The 19,073-nt window shown below is 37.3% G+C and carries 19 protein-coding genes; 13 read left to right on the forward strand and 6 right to left on the reverse strand.

The window, feature by feature from the left end; genetic code table 11:
• The 3 genes from BZK14_RS09555 to BZK14_RS09565 form a co-directional block, all read left to right on the forward strand.
• A partial coding sequence (locus tag BZK14_RS09555; RefSeq protein WP_077926273.1) for an ABC transporter permease occupies nt 1–1,873 on the forward strand: 1,873 nt, incomplete at its 5' end.
• A gap of 1 nt (nt 1,874) precedes the next feature.
• Nucleotides 1,875–3,005, forward strand: a complete 1,131-nt coding sequence (locus tag BZK14_RS09560) for an ABC transporter permease (protein WP_077926274.1) — start codon at nt 1,875–1,877, stop codon at nt 3,003–3,005.
• A 23-nt stretch (nt 3,006–3,028) separates the two neighbouring features.
• Nucleotides 3,029–3,511, forward strand: a complete 483-nt coding sequence (locus tag BZK14_RS09565; protein WP_077926275.1) for a hypothetical protein — start codon at nt 3,029–3,031, stop codon at nt 3,509–3,511.
• A gap of 53 nt (nt 3,512–3,564) precedes the next feature.
• Here the strand turns inward: BZK14_RS09565 and BZK14_RS09570 are convergent, their stop codons facing one another.
• The 3 genes from BZK14_RS09570 to coaD form a co-directional block, all read right to left on the reverse strand.
• A complete protein-coding gene (locus BZK14_RS09570) occupies nt 3,565–6,489 on the reverse strand; it encodes an autotransporter outer membrane beta-barrel domain-containing protein (RefSeq protein WP_077926276.1) in 2,925 nt (974 codons plus the stop codon).
• Nucleotides 6,490–6,653: 164 nt separating this feature from the next.
• Nucleotides 6,654–7,724, reverse strand: coding sequence for a tRNA epoxyqueuosine(34) reductase QueG (queG, locus tag BZK14_RS09575; protein WP_077926277.1), 1,071 nt, complete (start codon nt 7,722–7,724; stop codon nt 6,654–6,656).
• Nucleotides 7,717–8,208 (reverse strand): pantetheine-phosphate adenylyltransferase, encoded by a 492-nt coding sequence (coaD, locus tag BZK14_RS09580; protein WP_077926278.1) that lies wholly within the window; start codon nt 8,206–8,208, stop codon nt 7,717–7,719. Before coaD ends, queG begins: the two co-directional genes overlap by 8 nt.
• Before the next feature lie 44 nt (nt 8,209–8,252).
• On the opposite strand from coaD, the gene BZK14_RS09585 reads away from it, so the two are divergent.
• The gene (locus tag BZK14_RS09585) at nt 8,253–9,014 is read left to right on the forward strand and encodes a methyltransferase domain-containing protein (protein WP_077926279.1); all 762 of its coding nucleotides are present in this window, start codon (nt 8,253–8,255) and stop codon (nt 9,012–9,014) included.
• Between the two features lie 75 nt (nt 9,015–9,089).
• On the opposite strand, the gene BZK14_RS09590 is transcribed toward BZK14_RS09585, so the two are convergent.
• The gene (locus tag BZK14_RS09590) at nt 9,090–9,905 is read right to left on the reverse strand and encodes a DUF2314 domain-containing protein (RefSeq protein WP_077926280.1); all 816 of its coding nucleotides are present in this window, start codon (nt 9,903–9,905) and stop codon (nt 9,090–9,092) included.
• 45 nt (nt 9,906–9,950) lie between these two features.
• The gene (locus BZK14_RS09595) at nt 9,951–10,424 is read right to left on the reverse strand and encodes a hypothetical protein (protein ID WP_143691433.1); all 474 of its coding nucleotides are present in this window, start codon (nt 10,422–10,424) and stop codon (nt 9,951–9,953) included.
• Between the two features lie 203 nt (nt 10,425–10,627).
• Between BZK14_RS09595 and BZK14_RS09600 the strand changes: the two genes are divergently transcribed.
• The 3 genes from BZK14_RS09600 (at nt 10,628) to uvrC (ending at nt 14,609) form a co-directional block, all read left to right on the forward strand.
• Nucleotides 10,628–10,942: a HesB/IscA family protein gene (locus BZK14_RS09600; protein ID WP_077926282.1), complete on the forward strand. Its 315-nt coding sequence runs from the start codon at nt 10,628–10,630 to the stop codon at nt 10,940–10,942.
• A 14-nt stretch (nt 10,943–10,956) separates the two neighbouring features.
• Nucleotides 10,957–12,735, forward strand: a complete 1,779-nt coding sequence (locus BZK14_RS09605; protein ID WP_077926283.1) for an N-acetylglutaminylglutamine amidotransferase — start codon at nt 10,957–10,959, stop codon at nt 12,733–12,735.
• Nucleotides 12,736–12,800: 65 nt separating this feature from the next.
• Nucleotides 12,801–14,609 (forward strand): excinuclease ABC subunit UvrC, encoded by a 1,809-nt coding sequence (gene uvrC, locus BZK14_RS09610; protein WP_077926284.1) that lies wholly within the window; start codon nt 12,801–12,803, stop codon nt 14,607–14,609.
• A 100-nt stretch (nt 14,610–14,709) separates the two neighbouring features.
• On the opposite strand, the gene BZK14_RS09615 is transcribed toward uvrC, so the two are convergent.
• Complete coding sequence (locus tag BZK14_RS09615) at nt 14,710–15,372, reverse strand: hypothetical protein (RefSeq protein WP_077926285.1); 663 nt, start codon at nt 15,370–15,372, stop codon at nt 14,710–14,712.
• Nucleotides 15,373–15,440: 68 nt separating this feature from the next.
• Here BZK14_RS09615 and BZK14_RS09620 point away from each other — a divergent pair, with 68 nt between their 5' ends.
• The 6 genes from BZK14_RS09620 to BZK14_RS09645 all read left to right on the forward strand — a co-directional run bounded on the left by BZK14_RS09620 (nt 15,441) and on the right by BZK14_RS09645 (nt 19,064).
• A complete protein-coding gene (locus BZK14_RS09620) occupies nt 15,441–15,737 on the forward strand; it encodes a putative quinol monooxygenase (protein ID WP_077926286.1) in 297 nt (98 codons plus the stop codon).
• Nucleotides 15,738–16,005: 268 nt separating this feature from the next.
• The gene (locus BZK14_RS09625) at nt 16,006–16,434 is read left to right on the forward strand and encodes a PPC domain-containing DNA-binding protein (protein ID WP_077926287.1); all 429 of its coding nucleotides are present in this window, start codon (nt 16,006–16,008) and stop codon (nt 16,432–16,434) included.
• A 28-nt stretch (nt 16,435–16,462) separates the two neighbouring features.
• Nucleotides 16,463–17,041 carry an ECF transporter S component gene (locus tag BZK14_RS09630; RefSeq protein WP_077926288.1) on the forward strand — a complete coding sequence of 193 codons (579 nt, stop codon included), beginning with the start codon at nt 16,463–16,465 and terminating at the stop codon, nt 17,039–17,041.
• Nucleotides 16,978–17,754: an energy-coupling factor transporter transmembrane component T family protein gene (locus BZK14_RS09635; protein ID WP_143691434.1), complete on the forward strand. Its 777-nt coding sequence runs from the start codon at nt 16,978–16,980 to the stop codon at nt 17,752–17,754. The genes BZK14_RS09630 and BZK14_RS09635 overlap by 64 nt, the downstream gene beginning before the upstream one ends.
• Nucleotides 17,745–18,407, forward strand: a complete 663-nt coding sequence (locus BZK14_RS09640) for an ABC transporter ATP-binding protein (RefSeq protein WP_171973693.1) — start codon at nt 17,745–17,747, stop codon at nt 18,405–18,407. Before BZK14_RS09635 ends, BZK14_RS09640 begins: the two co-directional genes overlap by 10 nt.
• Nucleotides 18,408–18,410: 3 nt before the next feature.
• The gene (locus BZK14_RS09645) at nt 18,411–19,064 is read left to right on the forward strand and encodes an ABC transporter ATP-binding protein (RefSeq protein ID WP_077926291.1); all 654 of its coding nucleotides are present in this window, start codon (nt 18,411–18,413) and stop codon (nt 19,062–19,064) included.
• Nucleotides 19,065–19,073: the final 9 nt, after the last annotated feature.

A 19,073-nucleotide genomic window follows, 5' to 3' on the forward strand; every position in this document is an offset into this window, starting at 1 on the left:
AGATAATGTCAGCTTTGAAATCCATAAAGGTGAAATCTTTGGATTCTTAGGCTCTAACGGTTGTGGTAAATCCACCACGATGAAAATGCTCACAGGTTTATTGCCTGCAACTGAAGGCCAAGCTTGGCTTTTTGGTAAAGAGATTAATCCCAAAGATTTGGATACACGCCGCCGCGTTGGCTATATGTCCCAAGCATTCTCTTTGTATAGTGAATTAACGGTATTACAAAACTTAGAATTACACGCACGTTTATTCCATGTGCCTGAAAATGAAATCAATGCGCGCGTCAATGAAATGGTTGCACGCTTTGAATTGAAAGATGTATTACACGCTTTACCGGATGATATTCCACTCGGTATGCGCCAACGGTTATCTTTAGCAGTTGCCATGGTGCATAAACCTGAATTGTTAATTTTGGATGAGCCAACATCAGGTGTTGATCCTGTTGCTCGTGATAATTTTTGGCGGTTATTGATTGATTTATCCCGTAATGATGGTGTAACTATCTTTATTTCTACACACTTTATGAATGAGGCATTACGCTGCGACAGAATGTCCATGATGCATGCAGGTAAAGTGTTAGATAGTGACACGCCACAAAGTTTAATCTTAAAACAAGAAACAAATACTTTAGAAGAAGCATTCATTAAATACTTAATCGATGCGGGTGCAGGTACAGATGATGAAGATCAGCCTAAATCCCTCACACAAGGTAATCCAGTACATACTTCAACAGAGCATTTTCAACGTTTCAGTTGGCAAAGATTACTCAGCTACACATGGCGAGAAGCTCTCGAATTAAAACGTGATCCCATTCGGGCAACTCTAGCCTTACTTGGCTCAATTATTCTAATGTTTGCGATTGGCTTCGGTGTAACATTGGATGTTGAAGATTTACCTTATGCCATTTTTGATCGCGACCAAACAACATTAAGCCAAAATTATGCCAATGATATTTCAGGTTCCCGATATTTTATAGAGAAACCACCTATTCATAACTATGAAGAGCTAGATAGGCGTATGCAAAGCGGTGATATTGCTTTAGCAATCGAAATACCTGGTAATTTTGCTCGAGATATCGCCAAAGGCACACCCACTACTATTGGTGTATGGGTTGATGGTGCAATGCCCAAACGCGCTGAAACCATTCGCGGTTACGTGCAAGGTTTACATCAAGGTTGGTTAACTAGTATGGCAAAATACGAATATGGTGTCGATCTACAACCAAGTTATAACGTCGAAATGCGTTACCGTTATAACCCTGATGTTAAGAGCATTCAAGCCATTGTTCCTGCAATTATCCCTATATTGCTTTTACTCATTCCATCCATGTTAACTGCATTATCGGTGGTTCGAGAAAAAGAGATGGGCTCTATTATCAATTTATATGTGACACCAGTGACTAAGTTAGAATTTTTACTAGGTAAACAAATTCCTTATGTTGCAATTTCAATGCTCAATTATATATTGATGGTTATTCTTGCCATTTACTTTTTTGGCGTCCCTATGAAAGGCAGCTTCTTAGCACTATCACTCGTAACATTACTGTTCTGTATCTTCTCAACAGGCTTTGGCTTATTAGCATCGACACTCACTAATAGCCAAATTGGTGCGATCTTCTTTACAGTCATTCTTACGTTGATTCCTGCTGTACAATTTTCAGGCTTAATCAATCCTGTGTCATCCCTGGAAGGTTTTGGCGCTATTGTTGGTCAAATTTACCCAACCTCCCATATGCTCACTGCAACTCGAGGTGTCTTTAGCAAAGCTCTACATCTTAATTCACTCACCCATGAGCTGATGGTTTTAATGATCGTTGTGCCCATCATTATTATAACGAGCGTTACCTTACTGAAGAAGCAGGAGGCATAAAATGAAAATTCAAAAGACTGCCAATATTTACCACTTGGGTATCAAAGAATTATGGAGTTTAATTCGTGATCCTATTTTATTAGTCTTAATCGTTTTTGCATTCACTGGCATGGTTTATACGGCCGCAACAGCAATGCCCGATGGTTTAAAAAATGCATCCATTGTCTTTGTAGATGAAGATCGTTCAACATTATCTAACCGTATTAAAACGGCTTTTTATCCTCCTGAATTCACAAACCCACAAGATATTAGCATCAATGAAATGGATCGAGGGCTTGATAAAGGTGATTATACCTTTGTGGTTAATATTCCACCTTATTTTCAAAAAGATGTCATGGCCGGAAAGCAACCCTCCATACAATTAAACATTGATGCCACAAGGATGTCACAAGCCTTCACAGGTAATATGATTGTAAATCAAATTATCAACGGTGAAGTGAATGAGTTTTTAGATAGAGCTCGGCTCCCTATAGAATATCCTGTTAAGATTGAAGAACGCATGCGTTTCAATCCGAACTTAACAGCATCTTGGTTTGGCGCTCTCATTGAAGTCATTAATTTAATTACCTTATTGGCAATTGTTTTAACAGGCGCGGCACTCATTAGAGAACAAGAAAAAGGTACTGTTGAACACCTTCTTGTTATGCCTCTCACGCCATTTGAAATTATGCTATCAAAAATTTGGTCAATGGGAATAGTAGTTTTGATCTCAGCAACATTATCACTCATATTTATTGTTAAAGGCGCACTGAGTATTCCCATTATTGGATCAATTCCGCTATTTTTATTAGGTTCTATACTACATTTATTTGCCATCAGTTCTATCGGAATCTATTTAGCTACTATTGCCCGAAACATGCCGCAATTTGGCATGCTAATGCTTTTAGTTTTAATTCCCTTACAAATGCTATCTGGCGGAATGACACCACGAGAAAGTATGCCTGAAATTATTCAAAACATTATGTTGATCGCACCTACAACCCATTTTATAGAATTAAGTAAAGCCATCCTATTTAAAGATGCTGGTTTTACAATTGTTTGGCAACAGTTTATGATGCTGCTTCTCATTGGCATCGTGTTTTTCTACTTTGCGCATCAGCGTTTTCGATCTACAATTAGCAAAATGGCTTAACTGAAAATTATAAGAGGAACTCAATGATTCACCCCACTCCAATAACTCATACGATATCTTCGCCCGTAGATCTCTTGAAGATTATTCAGCAAATTGAGCTATCATCTAATCACCATCTATTTTATTTAGGTTTGCACAGCCCATATGATGTTGCTAATTGCAGCCCAAAAACTGCATTAGATGTTTCTCGTAATCCACTCATTGCTCTATTTTTTGCTTGTATCGATAACAGCCCACACAATGGGGAAATTATTATTTATCATATTCCTAAACAAAAAATTAGCCGCGCATTGATGGGCTATGATAATGATATTTTGGTTCGCACAGAACGTGGCACGTTTATCTTTGTAAATGATCAACAACATGAAGCAAGCTTGCTTGCAAAAGATAAGATAAATCAAGCGCCGATTGAAATTATTGTAAATAAAGATGCCAAACAAGCTATTATTCTTGAGCTGGAGAAATTAGGTGTATCAATGATTACACTCTATCCAGAAATGGCTTAAAACAAAAACTCTGCTTTTGCAGAGTTTTTATATAATAGTACTTAATATTCAAACTAAAAATTGTAGTTGAATCCAATCTGAAGCTCGGTATTCTTAAATTTATTCTTACCTTTTTGATAGCCAACATGTGCAAATAGGGAGATATCTTTAGAAACATGACCCTGAGCACCAACTTTCATCTCCCAGACATTACGACCAATACGGCTAGACTCCTTCATGTTATTAACATAAATTGCATTATCCATGCCATTATGCAACCAGTTCATTTCCACATATGGACGCAATGCATCATTATTATCACGATAGCCATAGAAACGTGCTCCCAAACGAGTATTCAAACCTTTTGCTTTATTATTTCTGAATCTAGTTCCTGTGCCATCAACCATATTTTTCATTTTAATATAGTTGTAAGTCACTTGAGCATGCGGCTCTAACACCCAACTCGTATTATTATCATCACTTTGACCGACAATAAAACCATGGCCTGCTTCAATCGAAATAGCAAAACCATGACCATTATATGAAGTTGAGCCTGCTGTCCGCTGTCCTTCATAAGTGGCAGATTTAAGTTTATTGCGGTACTTCGCTAAGTGCCCCCACATATCAATGTATGGACCAATATCATCTTGCTTGAACCAACTATAATAAGCGCCTAATTGATATCCATGGACACGACCATCTGTCTTAGTTCCTGTTTGCAAGGAGCGATTTTTAACATCACTATACCCATATCCACCATAGATACCAAATACCTTACCTCTTTCTTCATTTTGGTCTTGATATAAATCCCAACCCAATTGAATCAATGTATTTTCAATTTTCAAGGATTGAGTATTTTCCATATGTTTAGTCTTAGTTTCGTTATATTGGATTCTTCCCCAAACAGTTTCATCTGGCTTACGAACATTATCACGACGATCCAAAATATTCTGATTAAACATATTAGCAGCAGCATATTGCATACCTAAATAAGCCCCAACAACAGGATTCTTTAATAATTCAGATGGATCTATTGGAACTTCAGGATCAGTCGGTTTTGTTGGGTCAAAATTGACTAAATAAAATCCTTGTTCACCATTACCATTGGTATCAACTGCTGATAATTTATACTCATATAAACCATAGGTTACTGCATTTCCCAATTTGAAAGCGCGATTATCTTGTGTGCCAAGCGTTTGAATTAAGCGAATACCATGCGCTTCTGTTTGTACTTCTGACTCTTCTATTTTAGTAATATAAATATTGCTAGCTGCATCTCCCAATTGAACATTATCTAAAATTAACATATCGCTTCGGCTAGCTTCTGCACCTTTATTTAAGGTTGTACTCAAAAGAATATCACCACCATTAGCAATAAATGTTCCCATTGCGCCATTATGACCACTAATTTTTAAAACATTTCCTGACAATCCCTCACCACGAAGGTCAATAATACCAGAGTGTTTAAATTCATTGACACCTGCTAAATGCGCTTGAACAATTCCTGTTTCTGATACAGAGATATTATTCACACCAGGAACAGCTAACTCACCAGTTTTATCCACTTGTGTGGCATTCGATTTTACAAACTTAATAGTCCCTTGATTATCAATATTACCACCAGCAAAATTAGATACTGCTACATTTTTGGTATCATTCTCAACATGTCGTAATTCAAATACACCGCCTTTTTCATTCACAAAGTCCATTTTAGCATCAGCTAAAATACGACCTGTGATTGTGCCTGAGTTCGTGATACTTGAATCTAATTGGCTCGTAGATCTAATTGCTAAATCATTTTTTGCACTGATTTTCCCTTCATTATTAAGCTGATTACTCCCTTCAGCCAAAAATACACCAGCCTCAGATCCACCTTTAAGTACAGAATTTTGACCAAAATTTAAAACACCTTGTTGATTTGTACTTAAAACGATAGCACTTTGACCATTACTAGCATCTACAATACCATTATTCATAATAGTTGCAGCGCCTTGCGATTTATATTGAATTAAATAAATCCCATATGCATCTGATACAACATTGCCGCGATTAATGATTGTTGTTTCACCTAAGCCCTCATTTCTAGAAAAGATACCAACACCACTCCCTGTGACTTTAATATTTGCAGCAGTATCAATAGTAATTTTTGAATCTTTATCGCCTTTTGGGTTGATGGCTGCACTAACCCCATGCACCCCTTCTTCATGTATATGTACCTTAGATTTAGAATTTTCAACCTCAATATTAATGTCAGGATTATCTAACAAAATATTAACATTGCCTGTACCTTCTAATACTCGAGCAAAAATAGCATTACCATTATTAGTTTCAATCAAACCTTTGCCTAAAAAATAAATTGACGCATCACCATGGTGAGTGTTTGATTCAATAGCATCCGCAATACTCGAGTCCTCGCCACCAAAAACAGCATAGTTTTTAACATTCAAAGTCGCATCTCTATGAATTGTAATTGTTGAATTCCCACCTTTTTCAGAGAAATTTTCTAACATCACTGCTGTATCAGCAAGCTTCCCAAGGACAACATTATTTTCACCAGAAAAATCCAATGCCAAATTTCCTTCCGCCGTATCTCTCAAAGATACATAAACACCCGATGCAAAATTATTATTAATTAAATTCAAACCATCTACAGATAAAGAAACATCTCCCTGATCTGCTGTATTTAGCAAAGCAATCGCACCATCCTGAATCCAATATCCTCCATCATGGTTTTTCTGTGCATCCATAATGACATTACTAACTTTGTATTCACCAACAGCATCTGTAACAAGAACTGATCGTAAACAAGTACTATCTTGCATAACACCATTTGCATCAAATTCACAGGACTGCGCATAACTCATACTGATTAATATAGCCATCGTTCCCATTATCATTGGGCTTGATGATTTTGATTTGCTCTTACTTTTCGCCAATTCTGATACAACAATACATCTTTGTGTAACAGCACACCAAATAACCTTAAAAACACTATTCATAATTCCCTATCCTCTTATTATTCTAAATATAGTGATAACAATTTTCTCCTCTATATAATTAAGTGTAGAATAGGTTTTTAATTTATTGTTGTGAGTGATAAATAAAAATTTATATTCAATAACAGCCAACTACGTTACTAATTCATTCACTATAAAAACGCTTATTATTTTTTATTTATTTGCTGATCAATTGCCCACTGGATATGATTTTTCAAAAACTCTTCATCAGTTTCTAAGTCTTGTAATGCACCAATAATTTCAGGATTATAATCTGCATTACCCAAAGCTACTGTAATGTTTCGAATGAAACGAGCATGCCCAATTCTGCGAATTGGCATTCCTTCTGTTTTTTTGAGAAAAGTGGCTTCATTCCACTTTAACAAATCCAACAAACTAATATTATTGAGCGAATGCCTTGGCGTAAAATCCTCTAAAATCTCATGATTCGCAAAACGATTCCATGGACAAAACAACTGACAATCATCACAGCCAAAGATCCGATTACCCATTAATGGACGTAGTTCTTCATCAATTTCACCATAATGTTCGATTGTTAAGTAAGAAATACAACGGCGTGCATCCACAACATGAGGCTCTACAATAGCCCCTGTTGGACATTTTTGAATGCATTTAGTACAGCGCCCACAGTGTTTATCCACAGGTTCACTTGGGATAACAATCGGCAATGTAATGAACAATTCGCCCAAGAAAAAGTATGAGCCTTTCTCTCGATCGATGATCAGAGTATTTTTACCACTGAATCCCAAACCTGAGCGTTCTGCTAATTCACGCTCCATAATCGGTGCGCTATCCGTAAATGCACGAAACTCTACATCAGGAAAATGTTCACGAATCCATTCACCTAATTTTGTTAATCGTTTACGGATTACATTATGATAATCACGCCCTAATGCATAACGGGCAATATACGCTTGCTGATCTTGCTTGAGTGTGATCATCGCTTCTTCATTATTATGATAATATGGCAATCGGAACGTCAAAATACTTTGCGTATTGTCCATCAATCGCCCGGGCTCAAAGCGAAGATCACCATGCTTTTCCATATAATCCATCGTGCCGTGATAACCTTTGGCTAACCAAGCTTCATAACCTGCTTTCACATCCAATGGATCAGGCGATTGACTACTCACATGCGTAAACCCCAAAGATTGGGCTTTTGCTAATAATGCGTCAATAAATGTCGCATCATTACAATTGGCAAACTGCTTATCCACGTAACTTACTATGTAATCCCACTTCAACGATTGGATGAATAAAATTACTCACATCACCGTGCAGGCGAAATGCTTCTTTAATCATGGATGAAGAAATGAACGAATATTTTTCTGATGGTGTTAAAAAAAGCGTTTCCACTTCTGGGCGCAAATTACGATTCAGACTTGCCATTTGAAATTCATATTCAAAATCTGAAACCGCACGCAATCCACGAATAATGACATTCGCATTCGCTTCTTTCATGTAATGCACAAGCAAAGTGCTAAAGCCTTGAACTTCAATATTTTCATCATCCTGAAAAATTTCTTCTGCCATTGCAATGCGTTCTTCCACGGTAAACAACGGGCGTTTAGAAGGCGAAGTTTCACTCGCAACTGCCACAATTACTTTGTCAAAGATACGTGCAGCCCTTCTTGCAATATCAATATGCCCATTTGTAATGGGATCAAATGTTCCCGGATAAACTGCAATGGTTTGTGTCATAATAATCTCTTTATTGTCACAAAAGAAAATGGATATTATAGCTTATGTCGGCATTCAATCACCGAGCTTTATTGCACAAAAATCCTGATTTATTTCAAGACCATGCTTTTTTACACCATGAAATCGCAGAAAGGCTCGTAACTTATCTGCAAGAAAATCCAAATTTTGCACCAAAAAATATTTTAGAAATGGGCAAAGTAGACCAACAATTGATGACTGTCTTTCAAGAAGCTTATCCTAATACAAATTATGCTGAGCTACATGAAGGCGATGATCAAGCACCTGCGGATCTCATCATCAGCAATCTATACTTGCAAGATTCTGCCAATATTGAAACTACGATTCAAACCATGAAGAATCATTTGAATCCCAATGGCAAAATCTTCCTAAGCACCATTGCTGAAGGCAGTTTTGAAAATTGTATGATGGTGGATGGCCCAGAATTTAATGAATATCCTTCCATTAAGCGCTTAGGTGATTATCTACATTCACAAGGCTTTGTGGATGTCATTATGCATTTAGAAAAAATCACTCTGCAATACAATGATCTCAAAGCATTATTGAAAGATATTCGGGTAGCAGGTGGACGATTACAAGCACCATTGATGAAAGGTTTGCGTACTCAAAATTGGTATCAAGCTTGGGTGAATCACATGCATCAACAAGCGGATGACAACGGTATTTACGAAATCACCATCGAGATTTTGTACGGCCATGCGCAAATGCCGCCATTGCACGCAGCACCATTGAATGAAAAGAACGAAGCTTTCTTTGATTTGAAAAAGCTCCGTACTCAGAATTTATAATCTTTCGATCAATTAAGTATTGGATTGCTCTTCACTCAATATCAAATATGAAGAGCAATTTTTTATATTGAGCTATTAGTGAACTGTTGCGCTCTTGTTATTCAACAACTCAGCCAATGTATTCCAACCATAAGCTTTCGCGTAATCTTCTGCTGTTTTGCCAAAATTATTTTTAACAGATGCATCTGCACCTTTTGCTAACAAAGTTTTCACAGAAACTAAGTTACCTGCAATCGTTTCACGAATCAGCATTGTATTGCCCATTTCATCCACATTTGTTAATTCAGCAGGATGTTCCACCAAAAACTCACCCAACGATTCTTCCGTATTTTGATCCATCGGATGAATGTCATGTTCAGCAGCATCAAATAACATCAACGACACAGAAAAATCTTCATTGAATGCTAAGCCCCAAGCTTGATCATGCTCTTTACGCTCTTTAGCACCCATTAATTTGCGAATTGCTTGAATCGAAAAACCACCACAAACTGTTTCGCCATCACTCAACAACCAATCTTCCACATCGCTCACACGAATACTCACTTGATCGCCCACTTCTACATTCGTCAATTCATTCGGCTCATTGATCAAAGTGCCCATGATTGCTTCGCCATCAAAGTAAATATCGTTAATCCACATGTGTTCTACAATTGGCTCATCACCTTCCACATCTTGAGAGAATGCAGCTTTCACACTCGCAATCGACAATGCAGGAATAATTCTGCGATATTCCCATGATAATTCACGCCAAAAATATGGGAATGTTGCTTGTGCACGTTCAAATGCATCCATCAAAGATTCTTCATCTTGCTCCACAAAAGTGATCAAATCTTCCTTGTTTGTATCTTCAACATCTGTATTTTTGCGCTTAAAAAAGTTAAATATTCCCATGAACCAATCCTTCTAAGATCTATTTTAAATTTATCGAATAATATTTTATTCCAAATTTCCGATCTTCTCTTGTAAAGATTCCATATCAACTTTCAAAAAAGTTTGATCATCTTCCCCTTCAACAATAAATTTAATACCGATAACTTCTTCCCCTAGTTTAAGCAATTCTATTTTTGATGTAGATGATTCCTTTGGATTTTCTGATGACTCTTCTTTACCATTCACAAAATAGGTTATTTTGTGAGCCACTTGAGAAAACATTTGCGTTTCTTCATTAAAATCCCAAGTAAAATTTTGTCTTACTTTAAAAGAATCTTTATCATCTTTAGCTATTAATATATCTAGCCCTTCATTAGATGGTTTTAAAGCAGTTAAATTCAATAATTCCGCCTCTTCATTTTTTGCGCTATAAGCCCAAACGCCATACAAATCAGATTTTGTTATAATTTGGGTAAATCCAGCATTCATGAAGACAGCCATGATTAACAATAAAACTAGTCTTTTCACAATTTTTAACACAATACTTTCCTTATTATTTATATTCATCATAATTTTTTTATACATTTTCGAATTTTCCAATCAAATTTGCAAACTGATTATTTTAATTAATCACTCAGATAAAACATCTTTTTAACGCACCTATTTAAAAGTACTAAAATGATCCCCATTGATTGATGTAATTATCCTATAATTAGTTATTCATGTTTTACTTGGAGAATCTTATGTTTTCAGTAACAGACAACGCATTCAAACAGCTCGATGCACAATTAGCCGCATCCGCTGAAAAATACATCAACATCGCCATTCGTAAATCAGGTTGCTCTGGTTATAAATATTTCATCGAATTGTGTGATGACACAACGGACAAATTGATCCTAACAGAAAGCCCTGTAACAATTGTTACAGATAAAGCTAACGAACCTTACATGCAAAACGTGCAATTGGATTACATTCAAGAAGGCTTAAATCGTAGCTTTAAGTTCAGCAATCCAGATGCAAAAAGTGAATGTGGTTGCGGCGAAAGCTTCATGTTTTAACTAAGGAATAAATTATGTGTGGAATTGCGGGGATACTAAGTTTTACAGACGTGCGCCCAGAAGCATCGCTTTTGGAGAAAATGAGTGCGCCACTTCAAAGACGTGGACCAGATGGCGGTAAAGTTTTTTGTGAAGGGCCGATTGGCTTTGCGCATCGTCGCTTGGGTATCATTGATGTAGATTCGCGTGCGGATCAACCATTTCATGATACTGAAACTGGCAACACGATGGTTTTCAACGGCACGATCTATAACTATCGTGAACTGCGTTCTGTCTTAAAAGATAAAGGCCATAAATTCCATACAGAAAGTGATACAGAAGTATTATTGAAATCCTATGCCGAATGGGGCGAAAAATGCTTAAGCCATTTGGTGGGCATGTTCGCCTTTGCCATTTGGGATCGCAAAAAACAAAAGATGTTTGTGGCACGTGATCGCATTGGCATTAAGCCTTTGTATTTCTCACATGATTCAAAGAATTTCCTATTTGCATCGAATACTCAAAGCTTACTCGCTTCTAAACTAGTGGATACAGATATCAACCCAATTGCCTTGCAATATATGTATACATTGCATGCAGTTGTGCCTGCACCTTATACGATCTTTAAAGGCATTCATAAATTAAAGCCTGCCCATTATTTGTGGGTGGATTTACAAGGCAAAATTGAAGAGTTCCAATATTGGTCATTGGATGCAGAAAACAAACACAGCGATTGGACAGATGCCGATTGGACAGACGCCATCGAAGATAAACTCCGCACAGCTGTGCGCCGCCGTTTATTGGCAGCGGATGTTCCTGTAGGCGTTTTATTATCAGGTGGATTGGATTCATCGTTGATTGTAGCTTTAGCGCATGAAGAAGGCATTAAAGATTTACAAACTTTCTCCATCGGCTTTGAAGATCAACCTGAAGAGAAAGGTTCAGAATTTGAATTCTCTGATCAAGTGGTTGAGCGTTACCAAACCAATCACTTCAAATATTTGATTGAAAATGGTCAAGCATTAACGCGCTTACCTGAAGCAGTTTCACAAATGGCGGAACCTCTATTTGGGCAAGATGCAATTGGCTTCTACTTATTATCTGAGCAAGTTTCCAAGCAAGTTCGTGTAGTCCAAAGCGGACAAGGCGCGGATGAAGTATTTGGCGGCTATTTCTGGTATCCACAAATGGCAGAAAGCAAAGAGCGTGATCCTTTATTGCGTTTCAGCCAATACTATTTTGACCGCGATTATCCTGAATTATGCGATACATTTGCACCAAAATTCCAAATGGATGACATCGTGGGCGAATATGTCCGTGATCAATTAACGAAGCCTTATGCTTCCACTTATTTGGATCAAGTTTTCCGCTTTGATACCACAGCATTGATCGTGGATGATCCTGTCAAACGCGTGGATAACATGACAATGGCGCATGGTTTAGAAGCTCGTGTTCCATTCTTGGATCATGAATTGGTAGAATTAGCAGCAAGCATGCCAGAGCATTACAAATTAATGCATGGCGGCAAAGGCATTTTGAAAGAGATTGCTCGTGGTAAGATTCCTGATAGCATCATTGATCGCCCGAAAGCCTATTTCCCAATGCCTGCATTGAAATATGTTCGTGGTGAATTCTATGACATGATGCATTCAGCATTGACGAGCGAAAAAGCAAAATCACGCGGCATTTTTAATCCAAAATATGTTGATCGCTTGTTGAATCATCCTGAATCACCGGATAACTTCACTCGTATCCAAGGTTCTAAATTGTGGCACGCTGCCCTATTAGAAATTTGGTTACAAGAAGTTTTGTAACTCATAGCTCAAACCATTAACTAAGCATCATCCCCATAAGGGATGATGCTAATTATTAAAATAATATGGCTTTTAATTCCTCGGAATTTCTCAAAACAACACCCACAAAACCTGGCATCTACATCATGCGTGATGATAAAGATGTCATCATTTACGTGGGCAAAGCTAAAAATCTTAAAAATCGTTTAACAAGCTATTTTCGTGCGTCTGGCTTATCCACAAAAACCATGGCGCTCGTTGCGAATATTCATTCCATTGAAGTCACAATCACCAATAGTGAAAACGATGCTTTACGGTTAGAAAGCAACCTCATCAAAAAACATCGCCCACGTTATAACGTGAGTTTGATTGATGATAAAAGCTATCCTTATATTTATTTATCGACAGGAAAATATCCACGCTTAGCTTATTATCGCGGCAGTAAAAAATTGAAAGGTCATTATTTTGGACCTTATCCTTCATCCTCTGTTGTGCGTGAAACTTTGGATTTAATGAAGAAAATCTTCTTAGTTCGCCAATGTGAAGATTCTGTTTTTAAGCATCGCACGCGCCCTTGCCTGCAATATCAGATCAAGCGTTGCAGTGCACCTTGTGTTGAGAAAATTTCTGCCGAACAATATCAAAAAGATGTACAAAGTGCTGTGATGTTTTTGGAAGGCAATTCACAAGGCTTAATCTCTGAATTAGTTAGCAAAATGCAGGAATATGTGGATGCTTTAGCCTTTGAAAAAGCAGCCATCATTCGCGATCAAGTGAAAGCTTTGCAGTTCATTCAATCCAAAAATGACATCGAACAAGGCAATGCTTCCATTGATCTCATTGCTTATGTGCGTGAATCAGACATTCACGTACTACAAGTTTTAACGATTCGTGATGGCCGTGTTTTAGGCGCACGCGCATATTTCCCGAAAGTGCCTGATGATACTGAAGCTGATGAAGTCATGCGAAGCTTCATCGAGCAATATTATGACATTGCAAGAAAACCGCCGCGCAATATTATCCTCAATATTCCACTGCAATTAGAAGATCAAGTTTGGCTAGAAAGTAGCTTAACGGACTTGGCTGAGCGCAAAGTTGTATTGCAAAATAACGTGAAAGGTCAACGTGCGCGCTGGCTTGAACTCACCGCCAAAAATGCAGAACAAGCGATCGAGATTAAATTGGCAAGCTCAAGCAATATCACGCATCGTTTACATAGTTTAGCGAAAGTATTGGATCTCGATATTATTAAACGCATTGAATGCTTCGATATTTCCCACAGCTTTGGTGAAAAAACTGTGGCTTCTGATGTGGTTTATACGCACGAAGGATTCACCAAAAAATTCTATCGACGATTCAATATTGAAGGCATTACAGGCGGCGATGATTATGCTGCAATGCGCCAAGCATTAACACGCCGTTTCAGTAATATTGACGATAATCCTTTGCCTGATATTTTATTAATTGATGGCGGTAAAAATCAGTTAAATGTTGGGATTGAAGTGATGGATGAACTCAATATTCATTCAGTCTTATTGATTGGCGTTGCCAAAGGCGAAGGCAGAAAAGTTGGCTTAGAAACACTTTGGAAAGCAGGCGATGACATTCCGATCCCGATTGAAAGTACAAGCGCCGCATTTCATTTGATCACACAAATCCGTGATGAAGCGCACCGCTTTGCCATCGAAGGGCATCGCTCACAGCGTGATAAATTGCGCCGCCGCTCATTATTGGAAGATATCAAAGGTGTTGGCCCACAACGCAGAGCAACTTTACTCAGCCATTTTGGTGGATTGGAAGCTTTGAAAAAAGCAGACATCGAAGCCATTGCCAAAGTTCCTGGAATCAGTGAAACTTTAGCAAAAGTGATTTATGATGCATTGCATGAGAATTAATAAAGATTACACTTTCAACCTAACTAAATTTGTCTAGAAATCCTGCATATTATATAAGTTTTCTAGATCTAAAATTATTCCCAACATAGGATTAATATTTTTATTTCTGAGCATACCTTATCTTATAAAGCATATAAGGCTCTATAAGAATCAAAGGTAATTGTCTTTTATTTAAAGCTATTGATCTATTCGGAGATGTTAGATTTGTAGATCTAGTAATAATTATACCTTCTTTTGTAATAGCATCATTATCTGCACGCCATACATATCTATCTTTAAGGTCTTTATACATATGATCGTTTAGACCATTTTTTGCTAAATACTCATTCATTGTATTTTTTGTTCTTTCTCTTTCCTCATATGATTGGTTAAGCCATTTCGAAATTACTTTAACTTTTTCAGCAACAATTTTAAAATCTTCATCATTTCTATAGGTAACAATTGATAACCCTTGTACATAAGTTATACCTGCACTTACAATAATGTGCTTCATTTTATATTCAATTTTTCCATCTACATTGATTTTATCAAGCCACACAAGTAAATCAGCTTCTGATCCTTCAATTTGAGGATCAACTCCTGGATAAACAGATTTGGATTTTTCATTATAATAGTAGTATGTAATATTATTTTTATAATATTCAGATTTTCCGTTTAATAATAACTGAGCACATCCAGATAAAAATATGAAAGAAAATATAATTATTGCTATTTTAAAATAGAATTTAACTATCATATTTATTTTTATCTTATTAAATTTCATTATTTACACTCTTTATCTGAATATATAGAATATTAATTATACATTGTATTAGAATTAAGAGAAAAAATATGCTCAAGCTTATTGCTGAAGATTTTATTGATCCCACAAAAATTGAGATCGTTTTGCCTTTATATCAAGAACTCGTAAATGCAACCCGAAAAGAAGCAGGTTGCATTAGTTATGAGCTTTGTCATGATCTTAAAAATCCTGGGCACTTTGTTTTTATAGAAGAATGGCAAGATTATGATGCTTTGGATACTCATGTTGCATCCGAGCATTTCCAACGTTTAGTACCGCAGATTAATGCTTATAGCATTAAAGAAGGTAGATTCACTCACATGGAATCTGTTTTATTTAAAGATTAAGCACTATAATAAGCAGATCTTCCTCAATATCTTTTGGATATTCTCACAATGATCTTTCGCAAGCAGTGAATGACAGCTTTAGGCACTAGTTTAGTGTCACGCTTGGATGTGTTAAAGACTTAACGCTGCTGCTTGTTATCGCCTTTAGCACAACTTATTCATTCCAAAAAAGTGCTAAAGATGAATTATTATCAATATAAACATGATGTTATAGCCATTCCATGCGGATGGCTTTTTGTCGTGCCCGCTTTTTACCAAGGAAATTCTTATGAATCCTAATCTTCCACTTTCATTGCATGATGCAAAATTCTGCACCATTCGCTTAAAACCCGGTGATGACCTGCTCCATGAAATCAGAATCCTAGCCACAACGCACAATATCAAAGCAGGCTTCATTGCCTCATCTGTCGGTAGCTTATCTCAATTTGGATTGCGCTACGCAGGTAAACCTGATGCAACAATTCAACAAGGTTGCTATGAGATCGTTTCCTTAATCGGCACGATCGAAACCACAGGCGAGCACATTCATTTATCTGTTTCTGATGAAAATGGCGCGATGCTCGGTGGTCATGTGATGGAAGGCTGCATTGTGCGTACCACTTTAGAAATCGTCATTGGCATTTTAGAGAGTTGCCAATATAGCCGAGAATATTGTGATCTCTCGGGCTACGAAGAACTCGTTATCAAAACAATTTAATTTCATATTTATATTTAAAGGACACAACATGGCTGTTGATCGTAAATTTTTAACCACACATATGCTCGTATTAATCTCAACTTGTATCGCCATCAACATGGTACTTGGGCAAGTGGCTTCCATAATTAAGCTCCCAATCTTTTTAGATTCCATCGGCACATTCATCGCAGCATTATTAGGTGGACCTTGGATTGCAGCATTGACAGGGTTATTGACTAACTTAATTTGGGGCTTAATCTCTTCACCTGTTGCCGCTGCATTTGCACCCGTTGCGATTGTGATTGGTTTGTCCGCTGGCTTCTTAGCTCGCACGGGCATGTTCAACACTTGGTATAAAGTTGTGATCAGCGGTGTCATCATCACAATTTGCTTAACATTGGTGGCAACGCCAATTCGCACATATTTATTTGCGGGCGTAACAGGCAGTGGCGCAGATTTCATCGTGGCTTATATTCATGCAACAGGTGAAAAATTATGGCAATCCGTGGCTTCAACCATCATCTTGGCAAACTTAGCTGATAAAATCATCACTGGTTTAATCGCATGGCAATTAGTGAAGCATTTACCAAAACGTACGAAACAACAATTCCCACAACATATTCAATAATGAAGAAATTACACCCTTTCACAGCGCTAACAATATGGGCAATAATTGCAGTACAAGCCCTATTGTTACTGCTTAGTATCTCCTTGATGGCTTTAGCAATCAGCACTTTATTATGTTTAATTACGTGGAAAGCTTCGCGCCATCGTTTGCGCTATGTTCTCTATTTAATGATCCCCATGGCTTTGGGAATTTATTTAGTGCATGGCGGATTATTACATTCATGGTTGGGCGGTAAATCTTCTCCCACCGCTTTACAACATGCGATGACAATCTGGTGGCGATTATTAGCCATTTTTACAGCCGCACAAATTTGGATGCAATATGTACCAACTATCACGATGATCCAATCGCTCTTCGCATCTCGTTTACCCATTGGCTTATCCTATTTGTTGGCAAGTCCATTGCTATTAATGCAGCAATTATCCCACCAAATCAAACACATTCAAGAAGCACAATTAGCACGTGGCGTTCGTTTGGATGGCAATCTGTTTCAACGGGCAAAAGCAATGCTAGCCATTATTTTTCCATTGATTAATAGCACATTTGCGAATCTTTCCATCAAAATTGCAGCACTAGAATCCAAAGGATTTCGTTACCAAGCCAAGCGCACAAACTTATGGGCACCAAAAGATACAAGCGCACAAAAGTATTTCCGCTATGGTGCAATTTTGCTATTAATCATCGAAGTGATTGGAGTTTTATTATGGCGTTAATCATTCGTGATCTACAATTTACACCGATTGATCACCCTACATTTGCAATTGAGAATATCACATTGCATGATAATGAATGGCTTTGCATTGAAGGTGGCAATGGTAGCGGAAAAAGTACAATTGCATCTATTATTGCTGGCTGGGTACCAACATTATTGCCAGGTGAAATCCAAGGCAATATCATATTAAATAAAGAAGATATTTTAGGACGATCCGTCATCGAGTTATCATCCAACATTCAATATGTACAGCAAGCACCGCAATGGCAATTATCAGGCTGTACATTCACAGTGGAAGAAGAATTAACCTTCGGTCCTGAAAATTTAGCAATGGATAGCACTGTGATTCTTGAGCAGTTAGAAAAAATATTAATATTGATGGATTTGGCTCATTTACGCAAACGTGACCCTAGTACTTTATCAGGTGGAGAAATGCAGCGCTTGATGATTAGCTCGGCGCTTATGATGCAACCTGAACTGTTAATTTTAGATGAATCCTTTAGCCGAATGACATTGGCTTATCAAATGAAAATCCTTGAGCAATTAAAATCGTTGGACTCAGGAAAATCTATGAATGTCATTATTTTAGAAAAGCGACAAAGTGAATTTATGCCATTTTGCGAACATCTTTTAATACTGCCAAAGCGAGGATAATTTATGTTGCAGTTAAACCATATTCATTTCGCTTGGCCCAATAGCGACACAGAATGTTTACAGGATATTCATTTGAATATCGCTAAAGGTGAAGCCATTGCTTTGGTTGGTGATAATGGCGCAGGTAAATCTACATTATTGAAATTAATCTGCGGATTACTGAAACCAACACAAGGCTCAATCACAATCCATGATCAAGATATTGCCAAGCTTAATGCAGGTGAACGTGCAAAATTAGTGGGGTTATTGTTCCAAGAGCCTGAGCGACAATTCTTCCACAACAGTGTGAAAGCTGAAATTGCTTATGGATTAAAAATCCAGAAATATGCTACCTCAGAAATTGATGCAAAAGTTTCAGCAATTATGGATGAGTTTAATCTCACGCATCGCCAAGATGACCATCCTTTAGATTTAAATGCAGCTGAAAAGCGCATGGTAACTTTAGCATCCTTAGCTATATTAAATTTACCCGTCTTATTGCTCGATGAACCGAGCCGAGATTTAGATGATGATTGGTTATTAATCTTAGAACAATGGCTCAAAAAATCACAAATAAATGGTACAACTATCATTGCCATTAGCCATGATCCAAAGTTTATCAAAAGAAATACTCAAAAAATTATTCATTTATCTCAAGGCAGAATAATTACGGTTTGATTTTAATCT

Origin of the sequence: Wohlfahrtiimonas larvae (assembly GCF_002006755.1) — a bacterium.
GTDB classification, from domain to species: Bacteria; Pseudomonadota; Gammaproteobacteria; order Cardiobacteriales; family Wohlfahrtiimonadaceae; genus Wohlfahrtiimonas; species Wohlfahrtiimonas larvae.